This window comes from Corynebacterium sp. CCM 9203 (assembly GCF_041357675.1).
Taxonomy (GTDB): domain Bacteria; phylum Actinomycetota; class Actinomycetes; order Mycobacteriales; family Mycobacteriaceae; genus Corynebacterium.
Map to the genome: position 1 here is coordinate 14,224 of NZ_JAUERY010000001.1, position 23,906 is coordinate 38,129.

A 23,906-nucleotide genomic window follows, 5' to 3' on the forward strand; every position below is an offset into this window, starting at 1 on the left:
GTGTTCAGCCGCACATCTGTGCGGACGGGAACGCACCGGAATCCGCCGAGCGCGATAGGCTAGCGCAGTTCCCACCGACACCACCGCAAAGGCCCGCGACATGACCCGCCCCCGCTTCGCAGTCATCGACCTCGAGACCACCGGATTCCTCCCCACGGATCGCATACTCGAGATAGGTATTGCCCTCACCGACGCCGACGGAAACCTGGAACGCACCTGGCAGACCCTCATCCAGCCCGACCGACACTTCGACAACACCCACATCCACGGGATCACGCCCGCCGACGTTGCGGATGCACCCCTGTTCCCGGAGCTCGCGGCAGAGCTCGCCGACCTTATCGACGGCCGGATCATCGTCGCTCACAACGCGTCCTTCGACACGAAATTCCTGGTGCGGGAATTCGCCCACTGCGGCGTCATCCTCGGTGACCCGCACGACTGGTCCGTGTGCACGATGCGCACCGCAAAAGAGGCGCTGCCCGGGTCCCCGCAGAAACTCGCTGACTGCCTCGCACAGATCGGCGCCGTGAACTGCACCCCACACGCCGCGCTCGCCGATGCCGTCGCCACCGCTGAACTACTCGAACACCTGCTCCGCACCACCGACGTCGTACGCAGCCGCACGCCGCTGGACTTCTCGGTAGACCACCGCCAGACCCTGAACAACCTCGTCGCTGTTCCACCGGTCGAACGGGGGCACCACGCACTGAGCGCCACCGACGGCCAATGGCTCGATGCACTCGCCGCGAAACTGCCGGACACCGGTGACCGCGACGTCGACAACTACATCCGCCTGCTCCGCGCTGCCCTGGCCGACGGCAAACTCTGCACCTCCGAGATCCGCCAACTCATCTGCCGCGCCAGGGAACTCGGCATCGACCGCGAGGAAGCCGGCGAGATCCACGCCCGATTCATCCGGCAACTCGCCGTCGAAGCGTGGACCGACGGTGTGGTGACCGACGCAGAACGGGACGCCGTGACCACCGCAGCACGCCAACTCGGAGTGGACGGCGCGCTCGTCGAAGCCCTGTTGTCGACCCCGATCGAGGGGGAGGGCTTCGATCGGCTGCGGCTGAACCCGGGGGACCGGGTCACGTTCACCGGGGAACTGGCGCTACCCCGCGAAGACTGGGAAGAGCGGGCCCGTGCCGCCGGGCTCGACGTCGGAGGCGTCTGCCGACGCAGCGTCCTCCTCGTCGCCGCAGACCCGGACACCCGCAGCGGCAAAGCCCGACGCGCCCGCGACCTGGACGTCCCCGTCGTGGACGAAGCGACCTTCGCCCGGCTGCTCCGCGAACTGACCGACGACACCCCACGCGAACACGAACCCGGGGCAGAGGAAGCGGTGACCGACGCTCCGCCCGCACCGAACACCGAAGCCACCGAAGACCAGACGGATCTCACCCACCGAATCTTCCCCTGGCTGAACCAGGTCCTCGGCGGTGAGGAAGACCGACGAACCGTCGAGCCCGACCAGATCACCGTCGCCTGGCTCGACTGGGGCAGCACGCTCCCGCTCCACCACCTGTCCCCGATGCTGGACCCCCACGCCGTACCCGAACAGGTGACCATTAAACCCACGAACCTCGCCCGGCACCTCGCCCAGTACACCGAACCGCTGGGAGAATCCCTGACGAACCTGTCATACGTACGGGGAGTCGGCGCACGCTCCCTCCACCGCCTCGTCTACTCCCTCGTCCTCGCCGCCATTGACGACGCCGCAGAAGGGAAAACCCACCCCGACCCAGCACCGGAACCCGACGAGAGCAGCCTCTACGACGCGGATGATCCCGTCTACCTCGACGGGGACACCGCGCGCGAACCGACGTCCACGGAACTGCAGCAGGTCGTCCGCTGGGCGGCACTGGCGGGAATGATCCCGGAACTCCCGGACACCGCCCCAGCCCACATCCGTGCGGCCGCCGAAGAACTGTCCCAGCACCCGGAACTCGCAGCACCGGGCACGGTCGCAGTACGGGCGGCACTCGGCGCCGTCGAAGAAGCGCTGGCTGCGGACGAACGCCTACCCCAGGTCTTCGCACGCCGCGTGATCGGCGGAGAGACCCTCGATGCCCTTGGCGAGAGCTTCGGGGTCACCCGCGAACGCGTCCGACAGATCCAGGGTCGAGTCACCGCACTCATCGAACAACCACCCACCGACATGCTCACCGCCATCACCGCGCTCGCCCATCGATTCCTCCCCGCCACCCCACTCACCGAGGCGGAAAAGGAGATACCCGCCCTCACACAGCCCTGCCCCATAACGGGAGGCCCGGCGATGCAGACCATCGCAGCCTTCGCCACCACCTGGGAACTATCGTCAGGGTGGATCGTGCGGGCAGGCCTTGTGGAGGCGATCCGGCAGGCGGTGGTCGACACCGCCGACGACCACGGGGTGAGCACCATCGCCGCGATCAGCCAGGAGGCGGGCATCGACGAGGAAACACTCACGGCATTCACCACAGACACCGGCCTGTCCATCGGAGTACCCGTCCGCGGGAAACTCTGTACCCGCTCCGGCAACTACGGCGACCGCGCCGTCGCACTCCTCGCCATCGCAGGGGAGCCACTCACAGCCGACACCATCTTCGAAACCTTCGGCACGGGGAACATCCGCTCCATGTCCAACGCACTCTCCGCCGATCCCCGGATCGTGCGGGTCGGCCGGGACACCTGGGCACTCGAAGAATGGGGCATGGAGGAATTCCAGAGCCTCGCCCACTGGATAGCCACGCGCGTCGACGCAGACGGCAGCGCACCGCTGACAGAACTCATCGAGGGTGCCCGAGCCCTGGGACTCGCGGAAAGCTCGGTACGAACGTATTGCGCCAGCGGTGAGTTCATCGTCGAGGACGGCACCGTCCGGCGCAACGACGACACCGTGGAAAACAACGCCGACCCCAACGACGTCAAAGGCCTCTACCATCGGGGAACAGACAGGGAGCTGCTGGTCACCCTCACCGCTGATCACGTCCGCGGTTCAGGCAGCGGTGTCCCCCGTGGCGTCGCGGCAATGAAAGAGGTGCCCTTCCTCGGCAAAGTCGCGATGCCGACACGCCTGGGACGCGACCAGATCATCGCATGGAACCGCACCAGCGCCACGATAGGCAGCATCCGCGACTTCATACTCGATCTCGACCTCACGGAAGGGCAGCGGGTATGGCTGGTGTTCGCCGCCGACGGCAGCTTCGACATCCGCCGCGCCACCCCACTCAGAGAGGACCTCGACGGATGGGCCGGGCTACTTAACACCCTCGGACTCGACGACCGGGTTCCCGGAGGGCCGGATCAGATCGGTCAGGTGTCTGCCGGAAGTGCGTTGGAGATCATCAACACAGCCCTCGGGCTTTCCCCGGATGCCGCAGTACGTCGCACAGTCGCGATGTTCAACCACAGGCGGGAGGAGGAAGCCGCCGCTGAGGTCATGGGGCTCATTGCGTACGAGTGACAGAACTGGTGCCGGGTTGGGGGAGAGGAAGTGGTGTCTCCGGTGTACCCCGGAGAATGAGAAAGGGCGTCGCCGTGTGGTAGCTTATTTTCCAAGCGAGAAGCTACTGTCAATTCGTGAAATCATCAGGAAACCTGCGAACGAAACCATCGCTTAGGTATCGTGCTAGTGAATAACAGTCAACTACTCCCTCCGGGTCGACCTTGGATTTAGATCCTCAGGAAAACTCAGAATTATAGACTCGACCTAAGCCATGCTGTCAACGCCCCGCATATGAACTGTTAGAGATCGACTAGAAATTGTTTAGAGGGCCTCTCGACAACTCCACAAGTCCAATCAACGAAGCCCAGGGTAGTCCAACGCAATTTGTACCGCGGGAACCCGTACCACACCAGACTATCGAGGAACGGAGTACCATCGGCTGCGAAGATAGGGGAAACCTCCTCGAGGTATGGTATTTTCAGCACCAACATGCTCTCAAGATAGTAACTCGCGACTGGGAATCGTAACCCGGCGTAACTTTACGGAGACTCTTAAGTCTGTCTAACGCGTACCATTAAAGCCGCAAATATTTGCGAGAGAACTAGATCTTGCAGCACTTCTTTTAAACCGTGTGACAATTACAATGATTAAGTGGCGACTGCGGTCCTGGTCCGGTAATATCGGGTGGTATAATCCGGGATAAAACGCGATTCCGTTCGATAATCTAGATGTGCCGAGAAGTTAAACAATAAGCAGGTCGGATACAACGCGAGCGTCGTCGGGCTGCCGAAGAGCGCAAAGGTACCTCCACAATCGAACCCATGCCCGAAACAGTACTCAGTGTAGTCCGAAGAGAGTCACCAATCCACGTGCGAATCATCTTAAAGGCTGGAATTCGATTGACCCCTCCATGAGTGTGCCTGGTAAGTGTCATAAAGCGTTGCTCTACCTCTAGACCTCTCCCAGGTATCAGTGATATCGTGTCCCCATGAAAGACTCTGAACGGCTCTCTATGCCGTGGAAAAGTATGATTAACGATCGATTAACTGATCAAGCTCCAAAAGTATATCGCCAAAAATACTCTAAACCAAACGCTTGTTACTGAGAACGCCATCAATAGCGGTAACGTAATATCTCCCGAACCGGACAAGGAAATGAACAGCGATACAGAATTGAGAGAAGCGCAAAATAGATATTCGTGGATAAAGAATAGTGTCCGCGTGCGATTTGGCGACTTTGTTGCCAAATCAGTATTTCTTTTTCTTGAGCAACTGGGGTTACTCGGTTTCTCGGGGATTGCATTAACAGTCTTATACAATAAATTTCGTGACGATACTCCCGTCACCTTAGATATTATATTCTATCTAGTTTTTTGCGGATTTCTCTCCATAGCTCAAAATTTTTTCGTATTAAAATCAAAGAACCTAAAGTATCAGGAAGATCACATTGTTACAAGAGTTAATAACATCTTCCAGGAAGCTCGACTTCCACGATTTGGGTTGTCCGGACTTGCCGGTCTTGAGCAAAAAATACGAGATTCGTCGAAAGTTTTAATGATTGGCGGTTCCCAAGATGGCATAGTAACTATTCTCGATAACTATGGACAGGAAAAACTTCAACAGGGGCACCAAATTCAAATCGTATTCTTCGATCCGAACATTGCTCAACAATGTGAAGTACCTAATCCTGGGGATGGGGCTGTGCAAGCCACGAAAATTCGATTTAATATTGAACGGATTAAGAGACTTAAAGAAGCAAATGCAGATTTACCTGGAGGTATAGAAATTCGCTTGTTTCCGCATAACCCCGCTTTTGCAGTTACACTCTGCTATAGGGAAGATGAGCCCATAGAATACTTGGCGCAGTATAGGGAGTGGGATTTCCGAAATAGGGGTTCGATGTACTGCGAGAACGAAGCCCAACATATATCGGCGAACGCGCCAACACTAATTCTTAAAAAAACAGACGGATTATGGTTTACTCATTTTCAACTCGAAGCCGAGCGTATTTGGGCTTCGTCGAAATCCATAAACTAGAAACCTGACCGTAACTTTGAAGTTCAAAGTAAAAAGACATTTCTAAAAAGCAGACTTATCACTCAGTAGACACAGTAGTACAACTAGAAACGAGAAAGGAAAGACCGATGTCAAACTTTCGCAACAATATCGTGCTAGGAACGGGTGGTGTCAAACAGAAAGATCTTAGGTATTTGCTTCAGTATTCCTACGAAATAGGATATCGGGAATTCGACACAGCGTATACCTACGGAAACGAACGCGAGGTCGGGGAAGTACTTCGGTCTTATGACGATGTCGAAATTATAACCAAGCTACCGGGACGAGCCCATGGGTACCATCAAACCGATAGCATGATAAAACAGCAAAAATACAACCTTGGTGGAAAAACATTGGATACCTACCTAATACACTGGCCTTTGCCGCGTTTGAACAAATATGTTTATAGCTGGTATGCAATGATAGACGCAAAGAACCGAGGGGACGTTCGGCAAATAGGTGTGTCGAATTTTACAATCGAGATGCTCGAAGTCCTACGGACTAGAACAGGAGTTCAACCGGATGTTATTCAATTTGAGTGTCATCCTTGGTATTCGCAGGCGGAGCTAGTGGATTATTGTCAAAAAAATCTAATAAAGATGTACGCGTGGAGTCCTCTCCGCAAAGCGCAGGGTAACATACTAAACGACGAAAATATTCTAAATATATCGAGAGACCTAAACCTTACACCTGCAGCAACCATAATTAAGTGGCACCTGTCTCGAAACGTGATTCCGGTCGTCCGTTCCTCGTCCGAGGTACATTTGTTAGAGAATTTTCTGGCCGCGAATGGGGAGCCGATGGATCTGAAACGCCTGACCGATATCACCGCAACATGTAAGGAGGCCAGGAGGGGCGGAGATCCCGAGAGCCATGAAGAATTCTGAAATGAATGAAATTACGATGAAAATAAATGAGACGATACGCGCACTTAAGGAGATTGATGTAGTAAAGCTACAGGTTGTTGCCAGAAAATTGGCTGAAATATTGTGCGACGAAGGTATAATACTGTGTACCGGCAACGGTGGTTCCCTAGCGCAGGCTCAGCACTTTGTTGGCGAACTCGTCGGTAGGTTCGAGACCGATCGGGAACCGTTTTCGGCTATGACTCTTGGTATTGATCAGGTAGCGACATCAGCAATTAACAATGACTATGGTTTCCTTCATGTACTTCAACGAAGTTACGCTGCAGTAAAACGACCGAACACCGCTCTTGTACTTTTTAGCACTTCTGGTGAAAGTCGCAACCTTATCGAGCTTTGTCGGCAGGCTCGGAAGAATGGCGACTATGTAGTAGCGTTAGTTGGTCATTCAAACAGTACGTTACAAAAGCTCGCTGTTAATTCAATCGCTATCTCTTCCGACAATACTGCGACGATTCAGGAGTGCCATCTTACTATTATCCATCTTCTAGCAAAACAGCTTGAAATATATCTTTGCAATCGACCACAGGAGAAAAATGACTTCAACCAGTAATACCAGGCCCATTTGTGTAATCGGTGATGTGATTGAGGACGTATTTATTTCGGGCCATGTTTCACGAACTAATCCTGAAGCACCGTGCATAGTTTTTGATGCAAAAAAAACCGCGCGGCAGGCCGGGGGAGTTGCAAATAGTTATACTAGCTTGAAGACACTATATCCCAACACCTACCTATGCTCCGCTGGGAGTTTGATTAATGACAATTGCTTTAACGGTGAGAACCATTCTAATGTATTTAACTTCAACCAGAATTATATAACCCCCAGAAAAACGCGATATAGCAGCGGGTCATCGATCCTACTTCGGGTTGATGAAGTGCATCAAGATCAAGACGGATTGTTAGACGTTAAGTTGAAGTCACGGTTTCAGGAAATTTTGGAACAATCTGAAGTCCTGCTAGTAAATGATTACGGCCAGAATTATGTTATTCCAAGGTTTGCGGCGTATATTTCGGATTTTTCAGATCAGCGGCTCGGCCAACTTGTGTGGGATTATCACGCTAGTTCGGAAACTATCCCACCAAGTGGTGCCTTAGTAAAGATGAACGAGGAGGAATACTTTTCCATTACGGCAGATCCTCGATCTTCCTGTTTTAGCGATATCGATTTAATTCGAACCGTTCGCTCCCGGAATTGGTCTGGTCTGCTTATCACGAGGAAAGGCTGTCCGGCCTATTTTGTAAGCACAGACTCGGTTAGCGAGATCACACCTGGGAATTTAAGGCTATCTCTATCTAGCTCTATAGGAGCCGGGGATATTACTACAGCAATGTGGGCTTATTACTTGCTGGAACAACCTCCGCAAGAAGCCGCAAACTTGGCAGTCCAAACTACAACACTATTTCTCGCTGTGGAAAACTCAGTTATTTCGCAATTAGATGTCGGCAGGGATTCGCTAAGATCACTCAAAGATGCGTTGCGCCTTGGTCGGAGGCGGGTGGTCTTGGCCACAGGCTGTTTCGATATGTTACATGCGGGCCATATCGACTTGCTCAAACGTGCGAGGTCGTTCGGTGATTTTCTGATAGTAGGTTTGAATTCCGACTCGAGCATAAGAAAAAACAAAGGGAATCAGCGTCCGATTCTCGATCAGAATGTACGTAAAATGATGCTCGAATCGCTGAGCTATGTCGACCTGGTTGTCGTCTTCGACGAAAAGACTCCGTGCGAGTTGGTTAGTGAAATAGTTCCAGATTTTTTTGTAAAAGGCGACGACTACACTGCCGATACATTAGTGGAGTTTGACTGTCTTCAAAAACTCGGTGTCAAAGTCGAATTTCTTCCGCGAAGAATTCCTCAATCAACTACGAAGATAATTCAGAAAGAATTGGATTACTGATGAAGATTTTAATTACCGGGTCAAATGGGTTTATCGGCAGCAATTTGTGCAAGTATGTTTCGAGTTTCTATCCAGAATTTGAAACAGTTGGTGTCGACATTAATAGTACAAATTCAAAAAAGACGCCTACAACCTATTTCGTACATGGACCATATCAATCGGAAGTTGACTTGATACGTTCGGGTAACTTCGATGCGGTGGTTCACTTGGCTGCGATCACGGACACGCTTTGCTTCAATGAAGGTTTGCTGAACACAAACAACGTTGAGGGAACTAAGGAGTTGGCTCGAGTGTGCGCTGACACCGGGACTTTTATGGTGTTTGCGTCCTCTTGTAGTATTTATGGTCAAAAAATTAGGAAGGGTCGCTTGTCTGTTGGGGACGAATGGGACCCGGACAAATCCACGGGTCCGTTAAATCCTTACGGAAAATCGAAGCAATTAGCGGAGGAAGGCCTAACCAATATCGCAGGCTTGGAATACGTTTGTTTTCGGTTTAGTAATGTGTTCGGATACGGTGAACTCCGGAAAGGAAGAATGGCATCTTATTTGAGTCAATTAGCGCTGCAACATATCTCAAAGAGAAAGATGAAGTTGTTCAAGGATTCGGTTACGGCGAAACGAGATTATATCCCGGTCGATCGCGTGTGCCACACTATGGTCCAAGCAATTATAATGCGAGAGGTTCATGATAATCCCGTATATAACCTTGGTTCGGGTACTGCGTTGTCTTTTGGAGAAGTTGTTGAATATATCGCTGGTTTCGAGCAAGGAGCTTCCGAGGTGCAACTAATTGAAAATCCACATAAAGCCCTATACCAGTACAATACTCTTTTAAATGTTAGCGATTTAGAAGAGGCTTTTACGCTCAAGCATCTCGAGAAATGTGATATATTTGATAGCATTTCTAATCTATATTCCCTTCTAAGTAGGAGTTTAAAGTGAGCAACTTAGTACTAGTTGGTTGTGGCGGCATAGCTAGGGATGGGTATATCCCCGCTTTCGCGCATAACAGTGTCAAGAATGTACAGCTAGTTGACCCTAGCCCGGTATCTGCAAAACAAGCGAAAATTGATCTCGCAAACTTAGATATTTCCTCAGATATATTTCCGTCGATTGATCGTTTGGAAGAAGCATCAAACGATTGGATTGTTGCCGTCCCGCCTGCAGCGCTGATCGAAGTAGCTCGTAGCATTAAAAGAAATAGATTCAAACCATCTCGGATACTCATTGAGAAACCGTTCGGCGTCAATCGAGAAGATTCAGAACGGATCTTAGGCTTACTACCTGTGGAGACTTCCCTATTTTATATGGAAACATTTCTCCATTCAAACGCTGTAAAGGTTCTCGAGACGTATATTTGCAACAAGGAGCTTGGCAAAGTTCGTTCGATAGATCTGGCGGTAAAAGGAAACTATCCCTCCGAACTCAACTCTGGCTGGCGAGGCGACCGTCGGTTGGGAGGCGAAGTGCTTCACGACTGGGGTGTACACTCAGTCGGCCTGGTTTCATATTTGAACTCCCTTATTCAACCAGCACTCAAATCAAATTTGACGACGGCCGTTGTTTTGTCTGACTGGGAGCGATTTGGAAACCGTACCCTACTTACGAGGTGTAAATTCAAAGTAGAAGGATACCACTGTGACGTAATTATTGATGCGGGTTGGAACCTCGATTCATTAGAAGGACGACCCGATGTGATTGTAGAGTTTGATGATGGGACGCTAACCCTAAATGTTGAGAAGAAAGGCGGATCGAGTAATTGGGTTTGTCGGAAAATATCAAAAGGTGAAAGTTCCGTTCTTGCCGAGCGCTCTTACCGGAAGGAACTCTTTGTTAACGGTGTTGGGAGGTTTCTTAACTCTGATAGACCCGAGAATTTCAAGCACGCTGGAAAATTTGATCCGTGGATAGGCTTAGAGAGTCTTAGCGTCATTGACGAATGCTACAGCCAAGCACGGCGAATGAAAGAGAACAGCTCTTTTTGATTAATTACGCCGTTGAAATCAAATGCCGCATGCGCTATACAGCTTGATTTCCAATCTTGTAGTAGTCGGCTATCTCGAGACATGAAAGCTAGTTTGGTCGGTCCTGCTAGCGTTTGCCGACAATTGTTTTCGGAGTTATGGTCGCTGACAATCAATAGATTCCCAAAATCGATACCTTGAGCTATCTTTTTGGCCATTGCGGCGCAGTAGGCAATAGCTTCGCTTTTCGAACTGCCTTTTCTCGCGTTCCAGGCTGGATCTTTACAGTAGATAACCGGAATATTTCCGCGTTCGAGAATATTTCTGATATCAAGATCAACACTTTTCATTCTTTCTGCTCGCGAGAATGACGGTCGTGATAATTTTGAGTGTCTATTTTTGTTAAAGGCTACCTCCGAGAAAAGCAGCGCCGAAAGTAAAGCACCGTGACACCATCCAAGAAGTTCATAGTTTTGTTTCGGCTTTTCCATTGGTCGCTGTAAATAGGGCGAGTATCGACGATGCGAGATTTCGATATCTTCGAGCTTCGCGGTCAGATACTCAAGTGCGTGTACTTCTGAGCTTCTTGTCTCGGTGCAGGCTATCCAAGTCCTCCCACCCGAAGAGTATCTACTGCGACGCAGATGAAGATTAACGGAGGAGGCGGTTGGGTAGAATAGTCGGGAGTCTTTGTAGGTGTGGAAAGTAAAATAGTAATTGCAGCGACGATGGTAGTCGCCGTCAAGGATGCGCTCTAAACCGCTTCTCCCCGGGCTAGCTTCGGGTATAAAACCGAAGAGGGATGGAAATACATCTATTGTTTCGACGTACTGTCCATCGGCGGAAAACGGATTGTAGTTGATCCAAGATTGCTGGTACCCAAACTTAGTCAATGAATCGGCAATCGGAAGATGTGACTTACGATCACGGGAGGAAGTTAGCCCATCTACCATGAAAATTGCATCTACTTTTGGTGTAGCATTTGCCATTCTCTTGTTACCTTTTCTATTATTCCTGTCGTTTCGCTGAGACAGGAGTACGGTTTAAAGAAGGTGCATATTTCGGTATTTCCGCACTCGGTACATGATGCTTCCGGTAACACCGGAATTTCACCCATGCCCGAACCGCATATTCGGGGTGATGTGGGGCCGTAGATTACGATTCGTGGTATTTTTGCAAACGCTGCGAGATGGCGTAGTCCGGAGTCGACGGATACGACGGTACAGGAACGGTGGCAAATCTCCAAGAACTCCGCCGGACTCCGGATGGTTTTCTCGGGAATCCTAGACTCCAATGAGTCGAACTCAGGCTTTTCGCCGGGCCCGTTTATAATCGTGACTTTGCCGCCCGTCAATCGAAACAATTCGCTAGCGATCTTAGATGCGACTATCGGGTCTAAAGACTTGTGTCTAGTCGTCGATTGTAGGCATAGAATAGTTCTACAAGTGGAGATCCCTCTTCTGCATGGTGGCATTAAGGCGTGAGACCTCCCGTGATGCTCTAAAGTTTCGGATAGGTTGAGGAGACTTCCCCAGTAAGAGAAAAGCGGTTCGCTTTCGACTTGGCGTGGTTCTATGACCTGCCCCGGAACCCCGAGCCAGCTAAGGCGGAACTTCGTCGCGCGTATTCGCGGTAGGTTTGACTGAATGATAGCACGATATTCGCTATCTCGGCATGATCTATTATGTAAATCTAATGCGTTCACCTCGTCCCATCGGGTGCTGGTAGGATCGGTTACGAAGCTAAAAGAACCGTATGCGCTGGCGAAGTCTACAAAGCTCCGATTTGTTATGAGACCAAACTCTTTGGAATTGAGTTGAGATAATTGGCTGAGAAGGCAAACATCACCAAGGTGCCCCAGAAGGATCGCTACGTTTTTGATCATGACTGGTCTAATCCTATCAGGCTTCAACCTCGAGAGTTACAGTATCTTATCGTAAAAGTCTCCGATTACATGGGAGTAAAGTATTTCCTAAACGAGAAGATTACTAGTGGTCGTTCTGGTGCAGCTTTGTATGTGATGGGTTGTCTTTCGGGCGACCGAATTTTTGTACGGGTGACAAGTTTAACGAGAGCTCGACGGGAAAAGTATGTTTTTGACAATCTCTCATGGACGGTACCGACTAGTCCTGGTAGTATTGGAATGGTTTTGGTTTCTTTGCCGGAAATCAAGAGAAAGTTCGTTGTGACGGCGACTGTTACTAAATATATAGCTGGTGAAAATGAGATTTCCCGGAAAGAGGTTTGCAGAACGTTCCCGTGCTTGTTTGAAGGCCCTTTGATTACAGACGCAGCGGTGTTGCCTTCAAACTATCGGCGAGCGCTTATCAAGTTGTCCGATTCCGGCGCTATTGATCGGAGTATACTACGGCGTTTGTTGTACCGCGGATCTGAGGAGCCCTGGGTTGCAGTTCTTGGGCACGGAGATCCGTCTATAAGTAACGTATTAAAGTTTGATGGACAAATTATTCCTGTAGACTACGCCGCTGGTGGCTATACAATTCGTCGTTTGCAGAAGTCTCGGTGGATACATTCCGTACATAAAAATGATGGTTTCGGTAGACTTTGTGAGTACTGTTTCGAGGATAGTAGCGATCGGCTAAGTTTGATATTGGATGCAGTGAGGAGGTTGGTTTCAGACTGGAATAGCGTTGTATATAGGACTTTTTGGGCACGGCGTATCTATTCGTTAATAGGTGATAAAATTGATTTTTCTTGACTGGGCTCAGGGGGGCTGTAATTCAGATATACCTGTTTCGCTAATTCTCGACCGTGATGGTGTTCTTGTAGATTTATCTTCTCGTTACGCGACTTGTACAGATCAAATTACCGTTCTTCCAACTGTAGCAGATACCCTGATGATTCTTGCAAAGAAAGGATTAAGGGCAGCAATCGTTACCAATCAGAGCGGTATCGGGCGGGGATTGGTTTCGCAACATGACGTTTTGAATTTGCACCATTTAATTTTAGAAACCCTCGATCCCGGGCGTACGGTAATTAGCTTTTCTTTAATATGTCCACACTCGCCGTTGGATAACTGTGAGTGTAGGAAGCCTAAAACTGAACATATTCTAGCTCATTGTCAACTATTCGCAAGCTTTAATACCTGTTTCTTCGTCGGAGATCAGATGTCGGATATTGCGTGCGCATCAAATCTTGGTGCGAGGGCTGTTCATATTCGGACCGGGCATGGTCTGCGTGATTCTCAACTCGTCAAACAGCATTTTCCGGATTCCGTGTGTATCGACCGATTTGAGGAGATTCTGGAGCTTCTATAGTTTGGCAGTTTGAATAGACTAGTAAATTTAGTCACTTACTTGATCTTTAATATTCGCAAAATCCTATTTTCTTAAAAAGACTTTCTTTTCCGACATTCCACATCGCTACGTTATTCGTAAACTTGCTGTGATCTTATTCATTGCCGGTTGATAATTAATGCTATTCCCTTGTGGATACTGATACGCTAACTATTTTCGCCCCTATTCTTCATAGGCGGGAAGCAAGTTGTCGGGTTGTAACACCTAGACCTTAGTCAAAAAACCTTTCAACCGCATCGTCGACTATTAGTCTCGGTGGAGAAGGGTGATTGGCGATTTAGGCCAACTTCCGCTCATTCGTTCGGTCCGTATTTTAACGGAAAAAGTACGTGTGTCCGTAGGGGAGGTCGGCAATTTTATTGAAGTTAAAAAGTAAGACCGTCCTTCCGCCGGCGAACACATTTATTATACAGTTTTACGGTCTATACTAAGTGCGTTACCAACTAGCATTCGTAAAGACATGTCGGGTCTTCGCCGAAGTATCGGTCCGTCGAGTCAATATTAGGTTGTATTTTAAAAGGAACAAATTCAACTAGTTCGTGATAATCTATGGCAAGCATTTTGCGGTCGGAGGGTTCCGGACGGAAAAGGAAAAGAAATATTTCACGCGCAGGTAGTTCTCAGGACTATGCCAGATTGAGTGATAATACCATCGAGATTGGCTTATTTTGTAGGGCTGTCATCAGTATTTTAAGTATCAGAAATAGTTTGAGTTTGTAGCTCTTCCTGGGTAAGCTAGTCTTTGGCAATTGGCGCGCTTTTTGAGAAATGCGTTTGTTGGGTGGAGCTTAATACCGGATCTATCTATTCGCAATTGCTGAAGGTTCTAAATTGTTTGCTCACCATGACGGTCGAGGATAGCTTTTATGGAATAATCGCTTTGTCCGTGGCGGCTCCAGATCCTGCCAAGGTTAGATTTGGAAGTCGTGTCGGTCGGTAGTCGGGAAGTCACATTTCAGCATGCTCTTTTAGTTGCGATTTTTCTGATTCTCTGGCTATAAATCTTCGCGCCTTCGTATGAAGAGCTGGCATCGAGTGACCCGTGGCGTTTCCATGATGTGGGGAATAAGCTGTGGGTCGTCGAGCTTTATTTGGGCGACAGGTAGTTTTTCCGGATGTACCGCGCATACTCGTTAGGTCTTGGTATGATAAGGTTCCGTTGGTGGAAGGTATACCACCCAGTCGTTCAGGTGACTCGAGCAAGCTCTCGTTAATTTAATTAGGCTCTCGGTAATTTAGACGTACTGTATTTCGTACGATAGTTTTCGAGAATTGGTGGGTTGCGGAAGACTGTATCCGAAATGTTTATAAGTTATACCGGGGGCATCGCTCGAGAGATAAGTTGAGCGTTGTTAGGTTAACGTAGGCAATGTTTTCCGTATACTGGTCTCATAATTCGTAATGGACTTCCTCTATTTTGTTACGTTGTTTTATTGCTATTTTGAGTTTGTCGCTGAGTCGATCGTCAATGAGGACGGCAAATATTTTGTAACTGTATACATTTCTGATGTAAATCCTTTACCAGGCCTGATAATACGGTATTATTTTCTGGCGGAGGTTTTGGGGTCGATGTTGCTCTTTTCGGGTAGGTTAGTCATTTTAGGTTTTCCCGTATGCCATTTCACTTTGGTGTTGTTGTTTTAGACTTTCGTTTGTTTTCTATATTGTCGACAGAAACGAGGAATGAAAATGCGTAACGCCACCGAGTTTAAAGAGAGGTGGTGGGCAGCTTTTTGGGAGAATGCTGGTAACTGGGCCAAATGGTTTTGGCTCGGATTTGTCGTCGTTGTGTGGGCTTTCGCCGGTGTCGATTTTACCCTTCCAAATGTCTTCGGTTTTCTTATTGTGCCGGCGACCGCTGCTTTTATTGGTTTCGCCGATACTCAGGCGAAATGTCATCGCCAGAAAGATCAGGATAATGCCAACGAAAAATTAACTAACAAGGTTACCAGTCTAATTAGGTGTCAGAATGAAGGTGTCTTTCAGTGGGCGCCTGATACTGGTGGGTCAAAACGCGGCGGGGCTGAGGGGTTAGGTGATTTTAAAGAGATTGTTATTATTGGAGGTTCTCTCCCTCGACTTTCCCGTGATATTCGAGCCTCACTTCCGCTAAGGTCTGACCAAAAGTTAACAGCGGTCTTCTTGGATCCAATGGTTTCCGATATTTCTAACCGAGGCAAGCCGATTGGTAAACCTGACTGGCAAGCTGCGCGTATATGGCGTAATGTGCGTGATCTCTTGTCTGCAAATCGCGAGAAAAATATGAGAGTTGAAAATCCTGGCGAGTTGAATATTCTCCTATTTCGGACCAGCCCAGGTTTCACATTCCACTATACTAAAAATAGAAAAGAAGAAGAATCTTTAATTCTACAATACCGTGAATGGCGGAGTGGCGACCGGCCGAAAGATCATGAGTTTTATTGCGAAGAAACGTGTAATGCGCCTTACGTTGTCCTTTCCCCAAACTCACCAAATGCTTTTTGGTTTTTTCATTTTAAGTATGAGATGTATCGGATAGTTGAAGATTCATATTTACCCGAAGAAGAGTATCCAGATATTCTCTTGGATGAGAGTATCTTTCCGCCGGATTGGTATGGTGGGCTGAATAACTAGATATTTGGAAAAGGTAAAGTTTTACTGTTTCGTAGGTAGGGTTAAACGTGGACATCTTGATCATGGGCTTTTTGCGGATTTGATTGTTTCTAGGTCGGAGTGCATATAAGGAGCATGGTAGTTCGGGTGTTTTTCGACAAGGCGCTCGGTTGAGGTGGTCTGTTCCTTTTGTGTTCACGGGAACTGATCAGGTGTCAAGGGCTCGTAGTTCCGTTGTGTTATTTCACCGATTATTTTTATTACGTTAGGCACGATTATTTATGGATTTTTTCGTTGGGTTCGCCGGGGTAAGGGGCTACTTGGTGATACAGGCTAAGCGGCTGCAGTTTTGTTTGCGCTAATCCCGCGCTGATCGAACTTCGAAGACTTTCGTAGCGATGGCATCGATACTAGTCACGCACGATCCGTTCAGGTTGTTATCCCAATGTACACTTTGTCTCTTGCGTTCTATTGCTGGCGGTAGCAGGTTTCGGCTGGTGGTAGTTCAAACCACCCCTATTGGTGAGGGTATGTTCTCTGATCTTACGCAGTGGGTCATTCACCTGTCGGTGGCGGGTCACACGCCGCTGGCCGACGAGCAGCAGTGACTACATTGTTTTGGACAGGTTTCGCTCAAACAACCGGCGAGGTACCGGTTTAAAGCCTGGCTACGGTATTGTCTGGGCCGCCGAACGGGTTCTCGGTTTCGTTTTTTGGGTTGTTCATAAGCCGGAGATCTGGCTGAATCACTATCTGTGATTGCGGAAGGACAGATCGTGCTTTTGGTGATTTGGGGCTATAGGTTCAGGGAAGTTCGAATTGGATCGACGGGCCGAGGCTGGACGGGTGGCAGATCGGTTCGTTCGTAGACAGATGCGCCTGGATATTTGTGAGCGTTACGGATAGAGATGCTGGATATTGAACATTGGCTGTTGATCTGCGAATTCGGCGACAGGCGCCGTTTCAGCCGGAAGTTGTACCGCATCAGCGGTTCTGCGATCTGGTATCCGCCTCCGGGCTGGAGGATTGTCGAGGTATCGATTAATGTGTTCACGCGGTTGCGTCTCGGTCCTCCAGCGTCAGTAATAGTGACACGGATATCAGCGGTGACCCGGCTGATGGGCGTTGTTAACGATCCGGTGTCCCACGACCGGCCCGGTGAGCGGCGCGGCAGTGAACTCGCTGACACGCGAGGAGAGAGCTTTTCGGAACGTGCGCCTTAGCCGGAGGACGGGATGCCAAGCCCGATACGTAGATTGCGCGCTGGTGCAACTCGTTGTGGTGCCACAGCGCTCAAACCTGGGACGATCCTGTATCGCCGAGGCCGAGGTTGCTTAGCTGGGTCTGTACGGTACTTGATGAAGGGAGGCGATGTCCGGGATCGATAGGACATCGAAATCCTTGGGGTGCTACGTATTTTTCCCGTTGGATCGTTATGCCAGGGTTTAGGCGTCCCATCCAACTTTTCGGCTTTGGCATCCAGATGCCACCGATGCCCGCAACAAAATCGCCTTCGCCCGAGTCTCAAGACTTTGGTACACCAGATGCTATCTGAACTCGTCGTTACGTAGACTCTCTCATCACCTCCCCACCAGTCTCGGCACGGCCGCGAGCAGTTCCCGTGTGTAGTCAGCTTGCGGGTTAGCCCATATGCGATCCACCGGGCCCGCCTCGACGACGTCCCCGTGGTTGAGTACGAGGACGTCGGAGCACATCTGGCGGATGACGGAGAGGTCGTGGGAGACGAAGAACAGGGCCAGCCCGTAGTCGGCGACGAGGTCGCTGAGCAGGTTGAGTACCTGGGCGCGGACGGAAACATCCAGGGCGCTGACCGCCTCATCGGCGAACAGCACGTCGGGTTTCACGGACAGGGCGCGGGCGATGGAGATGCGTTGGCGTTGCCCGCCGGAGAACTCGTGCGGGAAGCGGTTGACGGCGTCGGCGCCGATTCCTACCTCGCCGAGCACCTCGGCGACCCTGGTCCGTCGCTCCTCACCGGATAGCCCGAGTCCGAGCAGTGGTTCCTCGACGATCGCCCCGATGCGCATGCGGGGGTCGAGTGAGCCCATGGGGTCCTGGAACACCACCTGTGCGCGTTCGGCGTGGGTGACTGTGCCGGTGGTGGGGGATTCCAGGCCCGCGAGGATCCGGAGGAGGGTTGTTTTTCCGGAGCCGGAGCCGCCGACGATCCCTAGGCGTTGTCCGCGTCGGAGTTCCAGGGACACGTCCCTGAGTGCTTCGGTGTGCCGCCGGGGGGCGAGGAATCCTCGCCGTTTGCCCACGTAGATTCGGGATACTCCTGTAGCGGACAGTACGACGTCGCCGATGGGGGGCACGGTGGGCGCTTTGTGGACGTGGCCGGGCCGGTAGTCGCCGGTGGTGGCGGTCTCGACGGTGTAGAGGTGGCCGTCGGGGTCGCGGGCGTCGAGGTCACTGGCTGCGAGCAGCCCCCTCGTGTAATCGTGGGCCGGGTCGGTGAGGATGTGCTCGGTGGTGCCGCTTTCGACGAGGTTGCCGTCGCGCATGACCAGGATTCGCTCGCACACCCCGGACACCAGCGCCAGGTCGTGGGTGATGAACAACAGGCCGGTGCCGCGCCGCGCGACGAGTTCGAGAATCAGTTCGACGATCTGGCGTTGCACGGTGACGTCGAGGGCGGTGGTTGGTTCGTCGCAGATCAGCAGGTCGGGATCGTTGGCGAGGGCTATCGCGATGAGGATGCGTTGGCGTTGCCCGCCGGAGAGCTGGTGCGGGTAGGCGCTGTAGATGCGTTCGGGGTCGGTGATGCGGACGTCGGCGAGCAGCTCGAGAGTCCGGTCGCGTGCTGCGGCGTCGGAGTCGACGGTGCCGTGGTGGGTCATCACCTCTGCGATCTGCGCACCGACGGTCATCAGCGGGTTCAGGGCGGTCATGGGTTCCTGGAACACCATGGATACCCGCCTGCCGCGGAGTGTGCGCATCCGGCGGTCCGGGTAGTCGATGAGGTTCCCGGTTTCCCCGTCGAGTGTCATCTCACCATGCGCGGAGAGCTCGTCGGGTAGTAGACCCATCAGGGAGAGGGCGGTGAGTGATTTCCCGGAGCCGGATTCCCCGATGAGTCCGACGCGTTCGCCGGAGTCGATGGTGAAGGAGACCTGTTCGATGAGGGTTTCCCCGCGTCGCGTGTCGACGCCGAGATCGGTGACGGTGAGCAGGGTCATGAGCGTTTCCTTGTCTTCGGGTCGAACACGTCGCGGAGGCCGTCACCGAGCAGGTTGAATCCGAGGACGGTTCCGGCGATGGCGAGACCGGGCCAGAATGCGAGCATCGGGGCGGACCCCAGGGATGCTTGGGCGGACTGGAGCATCCGGCCCCAGGACGGGTCGGGGGGTGGGGTGCCGAGGCCCAGGAAGGAGAGCGCGGCTTCGGCGAGGATCGCCAGGGCGAAGGATACGGATGCCTGGACGATGAGCATGCCGGTGATGTTGGGTAGGACGTGCCGCCACGCGATCGCGGGGCCGGAGCGTCCGGCTGTGCGGGCTGCGGCGATGAAGTCGCGGGACATCACCTGGAGGGTTCCGGCGCGGGTGACGCGGGCGAATCCGGGGACGGTGGCGATGCCGATGGCGACCATCGCTGAGACCGTCGAGGCGCCGTAGATGGCGCCGGCGACGATGGCGAGCAGCAGCGCGGGGAAGGCGAGAAGGAGATCTGCCCCGCGGAGCACGATCGTTTCCACCCAGCCGCGCTGCATTCCGGCGAGGACGCCGAGCGGCGTGCCCACGAGGACGCCGATACCGACGGCCACGAGCCCGACGAGCAGCGTGATGCGGGAGCCGGCCATGATCCGGGAGAACACGTCCCGCCCGTAGCGGTCGGTGCCCATGAGGTGCCGCAGGGATGGGCCTTCGAGGCGGTCGGCGGGAATCGCGTGGATCGGATCGTAGGGCGTCCAGATCAGGGACATGAGGCCGAGGGCCACGACGAGGGTGACGATGCCGAGTCCGATCATTCCGGGGATCGGGAGTCTGCGCAGGGTGCGGGTGAGTCCGTTCACGGTGTTCACCGTCCTGTCCGGGGGTCGAGTGCTGTGGCGAGGAGATCGACGAGCATCGTCACGGCGAGGGTGAACAGCACGAGGACCATCACGATGGTCTGCACCGTGGTGAGGTCGCGGGTGCTCACGGCGTCGAGAAGCATCGATCCGAGGCCGGGGATAACGAAGACCTGCTCGATGACGACCGCGCCGATCACCAGCGTCGCCAACTGCACACCGGTGACGGTGATGACGGGTAGCGCGGCGTTGCGCAGGCCGTGGCGCGTGAGTGCCTGCCAGGGGGACAGCCCCTTGGCGCGGGCGGTGCGGATGAAGTCCTCGGAGAGGATCTCCAGTACTGCGGAGCGGACGTAGCGCGTCATGATCGCGCTCTGCACTGCGGCGAGCGCGCACACCGGCATCACCAGCCGCTGCAGGAACAACCCGACGCCCTGGTCGGGGGGTACCCAGCCGTTGGCGGGCGCCCAGCCGAGGTGCACGGCGAACACGCTGACGAGGAGGATCGCCGCGAGGAAGCTGGGGACGGCGATTCCGACCTGGCTGACGGCGGTGATGGCGATGCCGTCGGCGTGCCGGTGGCGTAGCGCGGCCCAGGTGCCGAGCGGAATCGCGACGGCGAGGGCGAGCAGCATCGCTGTCCCCACGAGGATGAGGCTGACCTGCAGGCGGTCGATCACCAGGGGAGAGATGTCCTGCCCGCTGGTCAGGGACAGCCCGAAGTCACCCCGGAGCAGGCCACCGATCCAGGAGAGATATTGACTGATCAACGGCTGATCCAGGCCGAGGGCAGCCTGTTTCGCCGCGATGAGTTCCGGGGTCGCGCTCACCCCGAGGGCGACGGCCGCCGGATCGCCGGGGATGACCCGCATGAGCGTGAACACGGCGACGGAGGCGATGAAGATCGCTGCCAGGTAGCGCAGGACATGCCTGCCGAGGGTGATGAGCATCAGTCCCGCTCCTCTTCCACACTGATCGTCGCGAGTTCCAGTGCATCGTCGACCGCGTCGGCGTTGACACCGGTCACCCCGGGCGCGGTGATGACGATGTTCGGATAGTTGAACAGAGTGTCGGCCGCAGCCTCCTCCATGATGGTGTCCACCGCCGCGCGCATCCCCTCGATGTACTCCTCGGGGGTCCCGGTGTCGGCCCGCGCGATGTTCTCGCGGACCTCCGGCGAATCGAAGCCGAGATAGTACTCGGGGTCACCGAACAGGGCCGGAATGTCGCGGGCCTCGATGTGCAGGATGATCGACATGTCGTAGTCGTGCTGCTTGAACACCTTCTGCAGCCAGACGGCCGGGAACTCGGTGGACTCGATCCGGGCGTCGAGCCCCACGTCGCGCAACTGGGAGACGATGATCTCCGACACGGCGTTGGCGTAGGGGCGCGACGGCACCGAGATCACGACCCGGTTGTTCGTCCCGTCGATCCCGGCCTCCGCGAGCAGTTGCCGAGCCTTGTCGGGATCGTAGGGGTAGCGCTCGGATTTCCGGTACCAGGGGTCGGTCGGTGGGACCGGGGCCCCGCCGGTGTCGGTGCCGAACCCGTCCCACGCGGTGTCGATCACGGCCTGCCGGTCGATGGCGTACATGACGGCGCGACGGACCCGGACATCATTGAAGGGGGCCCGTCGATTGTTCATCGACAGCAGCACCTCACCGTTGGTGGTGCCCACCTCGACGGTGTACCCGCCGTGAGCGGTGATCGTGTCCAGCAGTTCGGGGGACTGCATGGAATAGACGGCGTCGACATCACCCGAGCGGAGCGCATTCGTCGCTCCCACGGCGTCCGCGAAGTAGCGGATCGCGGCGGCGGCGTTCTTCGGCGGCTCACCCCAGTAGTCATCACGAGCGGCGAAGGAGATGGACTGGCCGAGCGCGAAGTCGGTGACGGTGTACGGGCCCGTGCCGACGGGGTCGGTCGCCAGGGCATCGACACCGTCGGGAGTCATCATTGCCCCGACGAAGGTACCCATGGCGAACAACCACTGATTCGACGGCGCGCTCAGCGTTACCTCAAGGGTGTGCGTGTCGACGACGCGGGTGTCCGTCACGGGGGACATGAGTTTCTTCAGGCCATTGGTCCAGGCATCGGAGAGCACCCTGTCGATGGAGAACTTCGCGGTCTCCGCGGTGAACGGGGACCCGTTGGCGAACGTCACGCCCTCGCGCAGGTGGAACGTGTAGACGGTGCGGTCATCGGACACATCCCACCCGGTGGCGAGCCACGGGATGATGTGGCCGTCATCGTCGATACGCACCAGCGTCTCGTAGACGTTCGACATCATCGCCTGCGGAATCGCCGCACCACCGGTGGTGGTGAAGTCGAGCGTCGCCGGCGTTCCGGAGACCGCGACGACGACGGCGCCGCTGTCCTCGATGGCCGCGGTCTGGGTGGCCGTCGAACCGGCGGAACACCCCGCGAGCGCGAGCGTCGTCCCGGCTGCCACCAGGGTCGTCGCCGCCCCGTGACGAATCCGATCATTGAGGTGGGTCACATCCATGACGAACAGGGTAGCGCCTCCGCTCCGGGCAACCGATACCGCCCCTGTTGCAGGACAGGTATGTATCTCGGGGTGCCGGTGCAACAATGGGCAGGTGACTGACGTGGCCGCTGGATTCAGCATGGTGTTCGGCGTCATCGCCGTCGGCGCGCTCGTCGGCAGACTCCGGGTTCTGGGGGAGAACGCCCCGCAAGTACTCAACCGCTTTGTCTTCTTCGTCGCGCTGCCGGCCCTCGTCTTCGGGCGGGTGGCGGTGGCGGACTGGTCGACGATTATCGCCGCGCCCTTGGCTGTGATCGTCACCTCGGGTCTCTTCGTCGGAGGTGGTGTCGCTCTGATCGGCAGGCTCATCCCCGGTGGCGCGGGTCCTGGAGCGATCATCACCGGACTCGCCGGTTCCTACTGCAACGCCGCAAACCTGGGACTGCCCCTTGCGGTACACATCCTCGGTGACGCGACCTCCGTCGTGCCGCTGCTGCTCTTCCAGATAAGTTTCTACGGTCCCCTCGCCCTGACGTTACTCGAAGCCTCCGTTGGCGGTCGCGCACTGTCGCCGCTCGTGCTCGCCAAGGCGGCGTTCGCGAATCCGATCGTCATCGCCGCCGTCGCCGGAGGTGGCTGGAATCTCACCGGATGGACGATCCCCGGGCCCGCTGCTGCGGCGGTGACGACACTCGCTGCTGCGGCGGTTCCCGTGGCGCTCATCGCGTTCGGCATGTCGCTTGCAGCGACGCGGATTCTCGATTCTGATGAGGTACCGCGCAAAGTGCTCGCGGTTGCGGTGGTGGGCAAGAATATTCTGCACCCCATCGTCGCCGGTGTACTCGCGGTCGTTTTTGGGTTGGAGGGGCATGCGTTGCTGACGGTCATTGTCCTGGCTGCACTGCCCACTGCACAGAATGTGTTCGTGTACGCCGACAGGTACGGCGTCACCACGGCTCTCGCGCGTGACGCAGCCGTTCTCTCCACCCTGTTCTCCATTCCGGTGATGGTGTTCGTCTCCGCGTTCTTCGGCTAGTGGTCACATCTCTTTCGGGCAGGGAAAAGGGGCCTGGAAAAACGCTTTATGCTGTGGTGAAATCTGTTAGCCGCGTCTGGGGGTGTCTGCCGTACCGATTCGGTACATGGTGTTTGGTGTTTCTAATCTGGATCGCGTTCCCTGACAGCCACCCCATGAAGGCGTGATC

Annotated in this window: 17 protein-coding genes; 11 read left to right on the forward strand and 6 right to left on the reverse strand. The window is 54.0% G+C overall.

Features of this window, described 5'->3' with window-relative positions; genetic code table 11:
• The first annotated feature begins 100 nt into the window (after window positions 1-100).
• From QWU44_RS00075 to QWU44_RS00105, 7 genes are all read left to right on the forward strand, one after another.
• The gene (locus QWU44_RS00075; RefSeq protein ID WP_370913686.1) at window positions 101-3,448 is read left to right on the forward strand and encodes an exonuclease domain-containing protein; all 3,348 of its coding nucleotides are present in this window, start codon (window positions 101-103) and stop codon (window positions 3,446-3,448) included.
• Window positions 3,449-4,584: 1,136 nt separating this feature from the next.
• Window positions 4,585-5,466: a hypothetical protein gene (locus tag QWU44_RS00080; protein ID WP_248095478.1), complete on the forward strand. Its 882-nt coding sequence runs from the start codon at window positions 4,585-4,587 to the stop codon at window positions 5,464-5,466.
• Window positions 5,467-5,573: 107 nt separating this feature from the next.
• The gene (locus tag QWU44_RS00085; protein ID WP_370913687.1) at window positions 5,574-6,371 is read left to right on the forward strand and encodes an aldo/keto reductase; all 798 of its coding nucleotides are present in this window, start codon (window positions 5,574-5,576) and stop codon (window positions 6,369-6,371) included.
• Window positions 6,358-6,960 carry an SIS domain-containing protein gene (locus QWU44_RS00090; protein WP_248095472.1) on the forward strand — a complete coding sequence of 201 codons (603 nt, stop codon included), beginning with the start codon at window positions 6,358-6,360 and terminating at the stop codon, window positions 6,958-6,960. The genes QWU44_RS00085 and QWU44_RS00090 overlap by 14 nt, the downstream gene beginning before the upstream one ends.
• Window positions 6,944-8,305, forward strand: a complete 1,362-nt coding sequence (locus QWU44_RS00095) for an adenylyltransferase/cytidyltransferase family protein (RefSeq protein WP_370913688.1) — start codon at window positions 6,944-6,946, stop codon at window positions 8,303-8,305. The genes QWU44_RS00090 and QWU44_RS00095 overlap by 17 nt, the downstream gene beginning before the upstream one ends.
• Window positions 8,305-9,249 (forward strand): NAD-dependent epimerase/dehydratase family protein, encoded by a 945-nt coding sequence (locus QWU44_RS00100; protein WP_370913689.1) that lies wholly within the window; start codon window positions 8,305-8,307, stop codon window positions 9,247-9,249. Before QWU44_RS00095 ends, QWU44_RS00100 begins: the two co-directional genes overlap by 1 nt.
• Window positions 9,246-10,292, forward strand: a complete 1,047-nt coding sequence (locus QWU44_RS00105; protein ID WP_370913690.1) for a Gfo/Idh/MocA family protein — start codon at window positions 9,246-9,248, stop codon at window positions 10,290-10,292. The genes QWU44_RS00100 and QWU44_RS00105 overlap by 4 nt, the downstream gene beginning before the upstream one ends.
• On the opposite strand, the gene QWU44_RS00110 is transcribed toward QWU44_RS00105, so the two are convergent.
• Window positions 10,250-11,260: a hypothetical protein gene (locus tag QWU44_RS00110; protein ID WP_370913691.1), complete on the reverse strand. Its 1,011-nt coding sequence runs from the start codon at window positions 11,258-11,260 to the stop codon at window positions 10,250-10,252. The two genes, QWU44_RS00105 and QWU44_RS00110, sit on opposite strands and share 43 nt — an antisense overlap.
• Complete coding sequence (locus QWU44_RS00115) at window positions 11,236-12,156, reverse strand: glycosyltransferase family 9 protein (RefSeq protein ID WP_370913692.1); 921 nt, start codon at window positions 12,154-12,156, stop codon at window positions 11,236-11,238. Before QWU44_RS00115 ends, QWU44_RS00110 begins: the two co-directional genes overlap by 25 nt.
• Between QWU44_RS00115 and QWU44_RS00120 the strand changes: the two genes are divergently transcribed.
• The 3 genes from QWU44_RS00120 to QWU44_RS00130 all read left to right on the forward strand — a co-directional run bounded on the left by QWU44_RS00120 (window position 12,097) and on the right by QWU44_RS00130 (window position 16,201).
• Window positions 12,097-12,990 (forward strand): hypothetical protein, encoded by an 894-nt coding sequence (locus QWU44_RS00120; RefSeq protein ID WP_370914312.1) that lies wholly within the window; start codon window positions 12,097-12,099, stop codon window positions 12,988-12,990. The two genes, QWU44_RS00115 and QWU44_RS00120, sit on opposite strands and share 60 nt — an antisense overlap.
• Window positions 12,977-13,549 carry an HAD-IIIA family hydrolase gene (locus QWU44_RS00125; protein WP_370913693.1) on the forward strand — a complete coding sequence of 191 codons (573 nt, stop codon included), beginning with the start codon at window positions 12,977-12,979 and terminating at the stop codon, window positions 13,547-13,549. The genes QWU44_RS00120 and QWU44_RS00125 overlap by 14 nt, the downstream gene beginning before the upstream one ends.
• A 1,728-nt stretch (window positions 13,550-15,277) precedes the next feature.
• The gene (locus QWU44_RS00130) at window positions 15,278-16,201 is read left to right on the forward strand and encodes a hypothetical protein (RefSeq protein WP_370913694.1); all 924 of its coding nucleotides are present in this window, start codon (window positions 15,278-15,280) and stop codon (window positions 16,199-16,201) included.
• A 1,559-nt stretch (window positions 16,202-17,760) separates the two neighbouring features.
• Here the strand turns inward: QWU44_RS00130 and QWU44_RS00135 are convergent.
• The 4 genes from QWU44_RS00135 to QWU44_RS00150 are packed head-to-tail and all read right to left on the reverse strand — an operon-like array spanning window position 17,761 to window position 22,719.
• Window positions 17,761-19,380: a dipeptide ABC transporter ATP-binding protein gene (locus QWU44_RS00135; RefSeq protein ID WP_370913695.1), complete on the reverse strand. Its 1,620-nt coding sequence runs from the start codon at window positions 19,378-19,380 to the stop codon at window positions 17,761-17,763.
• A complete protein-coding gene (locus QWU44_RS00140) occupies window positions 19,377-20,171 on the reverse strand; it encodes an ABC transporter permease (protein WP_370914269.1) in 795 nt (264 codons plus the stop codon). Before QWU44_RS00140 ends, QWU44_RS00135 begins: the two co-directional genes overlap by 4 nt.
• Window positions 20,172-20,221: 50 nt before the next feature.
• The gene (locus QWU44_RS00145; protein WP_370913696.1) at window positions 20,222-21,163 is read right to left on the reverse strand and encodes an ABC transporter permease; all 942 of its coding nucleotides are present in this window, start codon (window positions 21,161-21,163) and stop codon (window positions 20,222-20,224) included.
• Window positions 21,163-22,719 (reverse strand): ABC transporter substrate-binding protein, encoded by a 1,557-nt coding sequence (locus QWU44_RS00150; protein WP_370913697.1) that lies wholly within the window; start codon window positions 22,717-22,719, stop codon window positions 21,163-21,165. The genes QWU44_RS00145 and QWU44_RS00150 overlap by 1 nt, the downstream gene beginning before the upstream one ends.
• Before the next feature lie 94 nt (window positions 22,720-22,813).
• Here QWU44_RS00150 and QWU44_RS00155 point away from each other — a divergent pair, with 94 nt between their 5' ends.
• Complete coding sequence (locus tag QWU44_RS00155; RefSeq protein ID WP_370913698.1) at window positions 22,814-23,737, forward strand: AEC family transporter; 924 nt, start codon at window positions 22,814-22,816, stop codon at window positions 23,735-23,737.
• The last annotated feature ends 169 nt before the right edge of the window (window positions 23,738-23,906 follow it).

Coding starts and splice junctions, on each gene's coding strand:
- QWU44_RS00095 (WP_370913688.1), top strand. CDS start 6,944: ATGACTTCAACCAGTAATACCAGGCCCATTTGTGTAATCGGTGATGTG.
- QWU44_RS00080 (WP_248095478.1), top strand. CDS start 4,585: ATGAACAGCGATACAGAATTGAGAGAAGCGCAAAATAGATATTCGTGG.
- QWU44_RS00075 (WP_370913686.1), top strand. CDS start 101: ATGACCCGCCCCCGCTTCGCAGTCATCGACCTCGAGACCACCGGATTC.
- QWU44_RS00150 (WP_370913697.1), bottom strand. CDS start 22,719: ATGGATGTGACCCACCTCAATGATCGGATTCGTCACGGGGCGGCGACG.
- QWU44_RS00130 (WP_370913694.1), top strand. CDS start 15,278: ATGCGTAACGCCACCGAGTTTAAAGAGAGGTGGTGGGCAGCTTTTTGG.
- QWU44_RS00140 (WP_370914269.1), bottom strand. CDS start 20,171: ATGATCGGACTCGGCATCGTCACCCTCGTCGTGGCCCTCGGCCTCATG.
- QWU44_RS00085 (WP_370913687.1), top strand. CDS start 5,574: ATGTCAAACTTTCGCAACAATATCGTGCTAGGAACGGGTGGTGTCAAA.
- QWU44_RS00115 (WP_370913692.1), bottom strand. CDS start 12,156: ATGATCAAAAACGTAGCGATCCTTCTGGGGCACCTTGGTGATGTTTGC.
- QWU44_RS00090 (WP_248095472.1), top strand. CDS start 6,358: ATGAAGAATTCTGAAATGAATGAAATTACGATGAAAATAAATGAGACG.
- QWU44_RS00145 (WP_370913696.1), bottom strand. CDS start 21,163: ATGCTCATCACCCTCGGCAGGCATGTCCTGCGCTACCTGGCAGCGATC.
- QWU44_RS00110 (WP_370913691.1), bottom strand. CDS start 11,260: ATGGCAAATGCTACACCAAAAGTAGATGCAATTTTCATGGTAGATGGG.
- QWU44_RS00135 (WP_370913695.1), bottom strand. CDS start 19,380: ATGACCCTGCTCACCGTCACCGATCTCGGCGTCGACACGCGACGCGGG.
- QWU44_RS00100 (WP_370913689.1), top strand. CDS start 8,305: ATGAAGATTTTAATTACCGGGTCAAATGGGTTTATCGGCAGCAATTTG.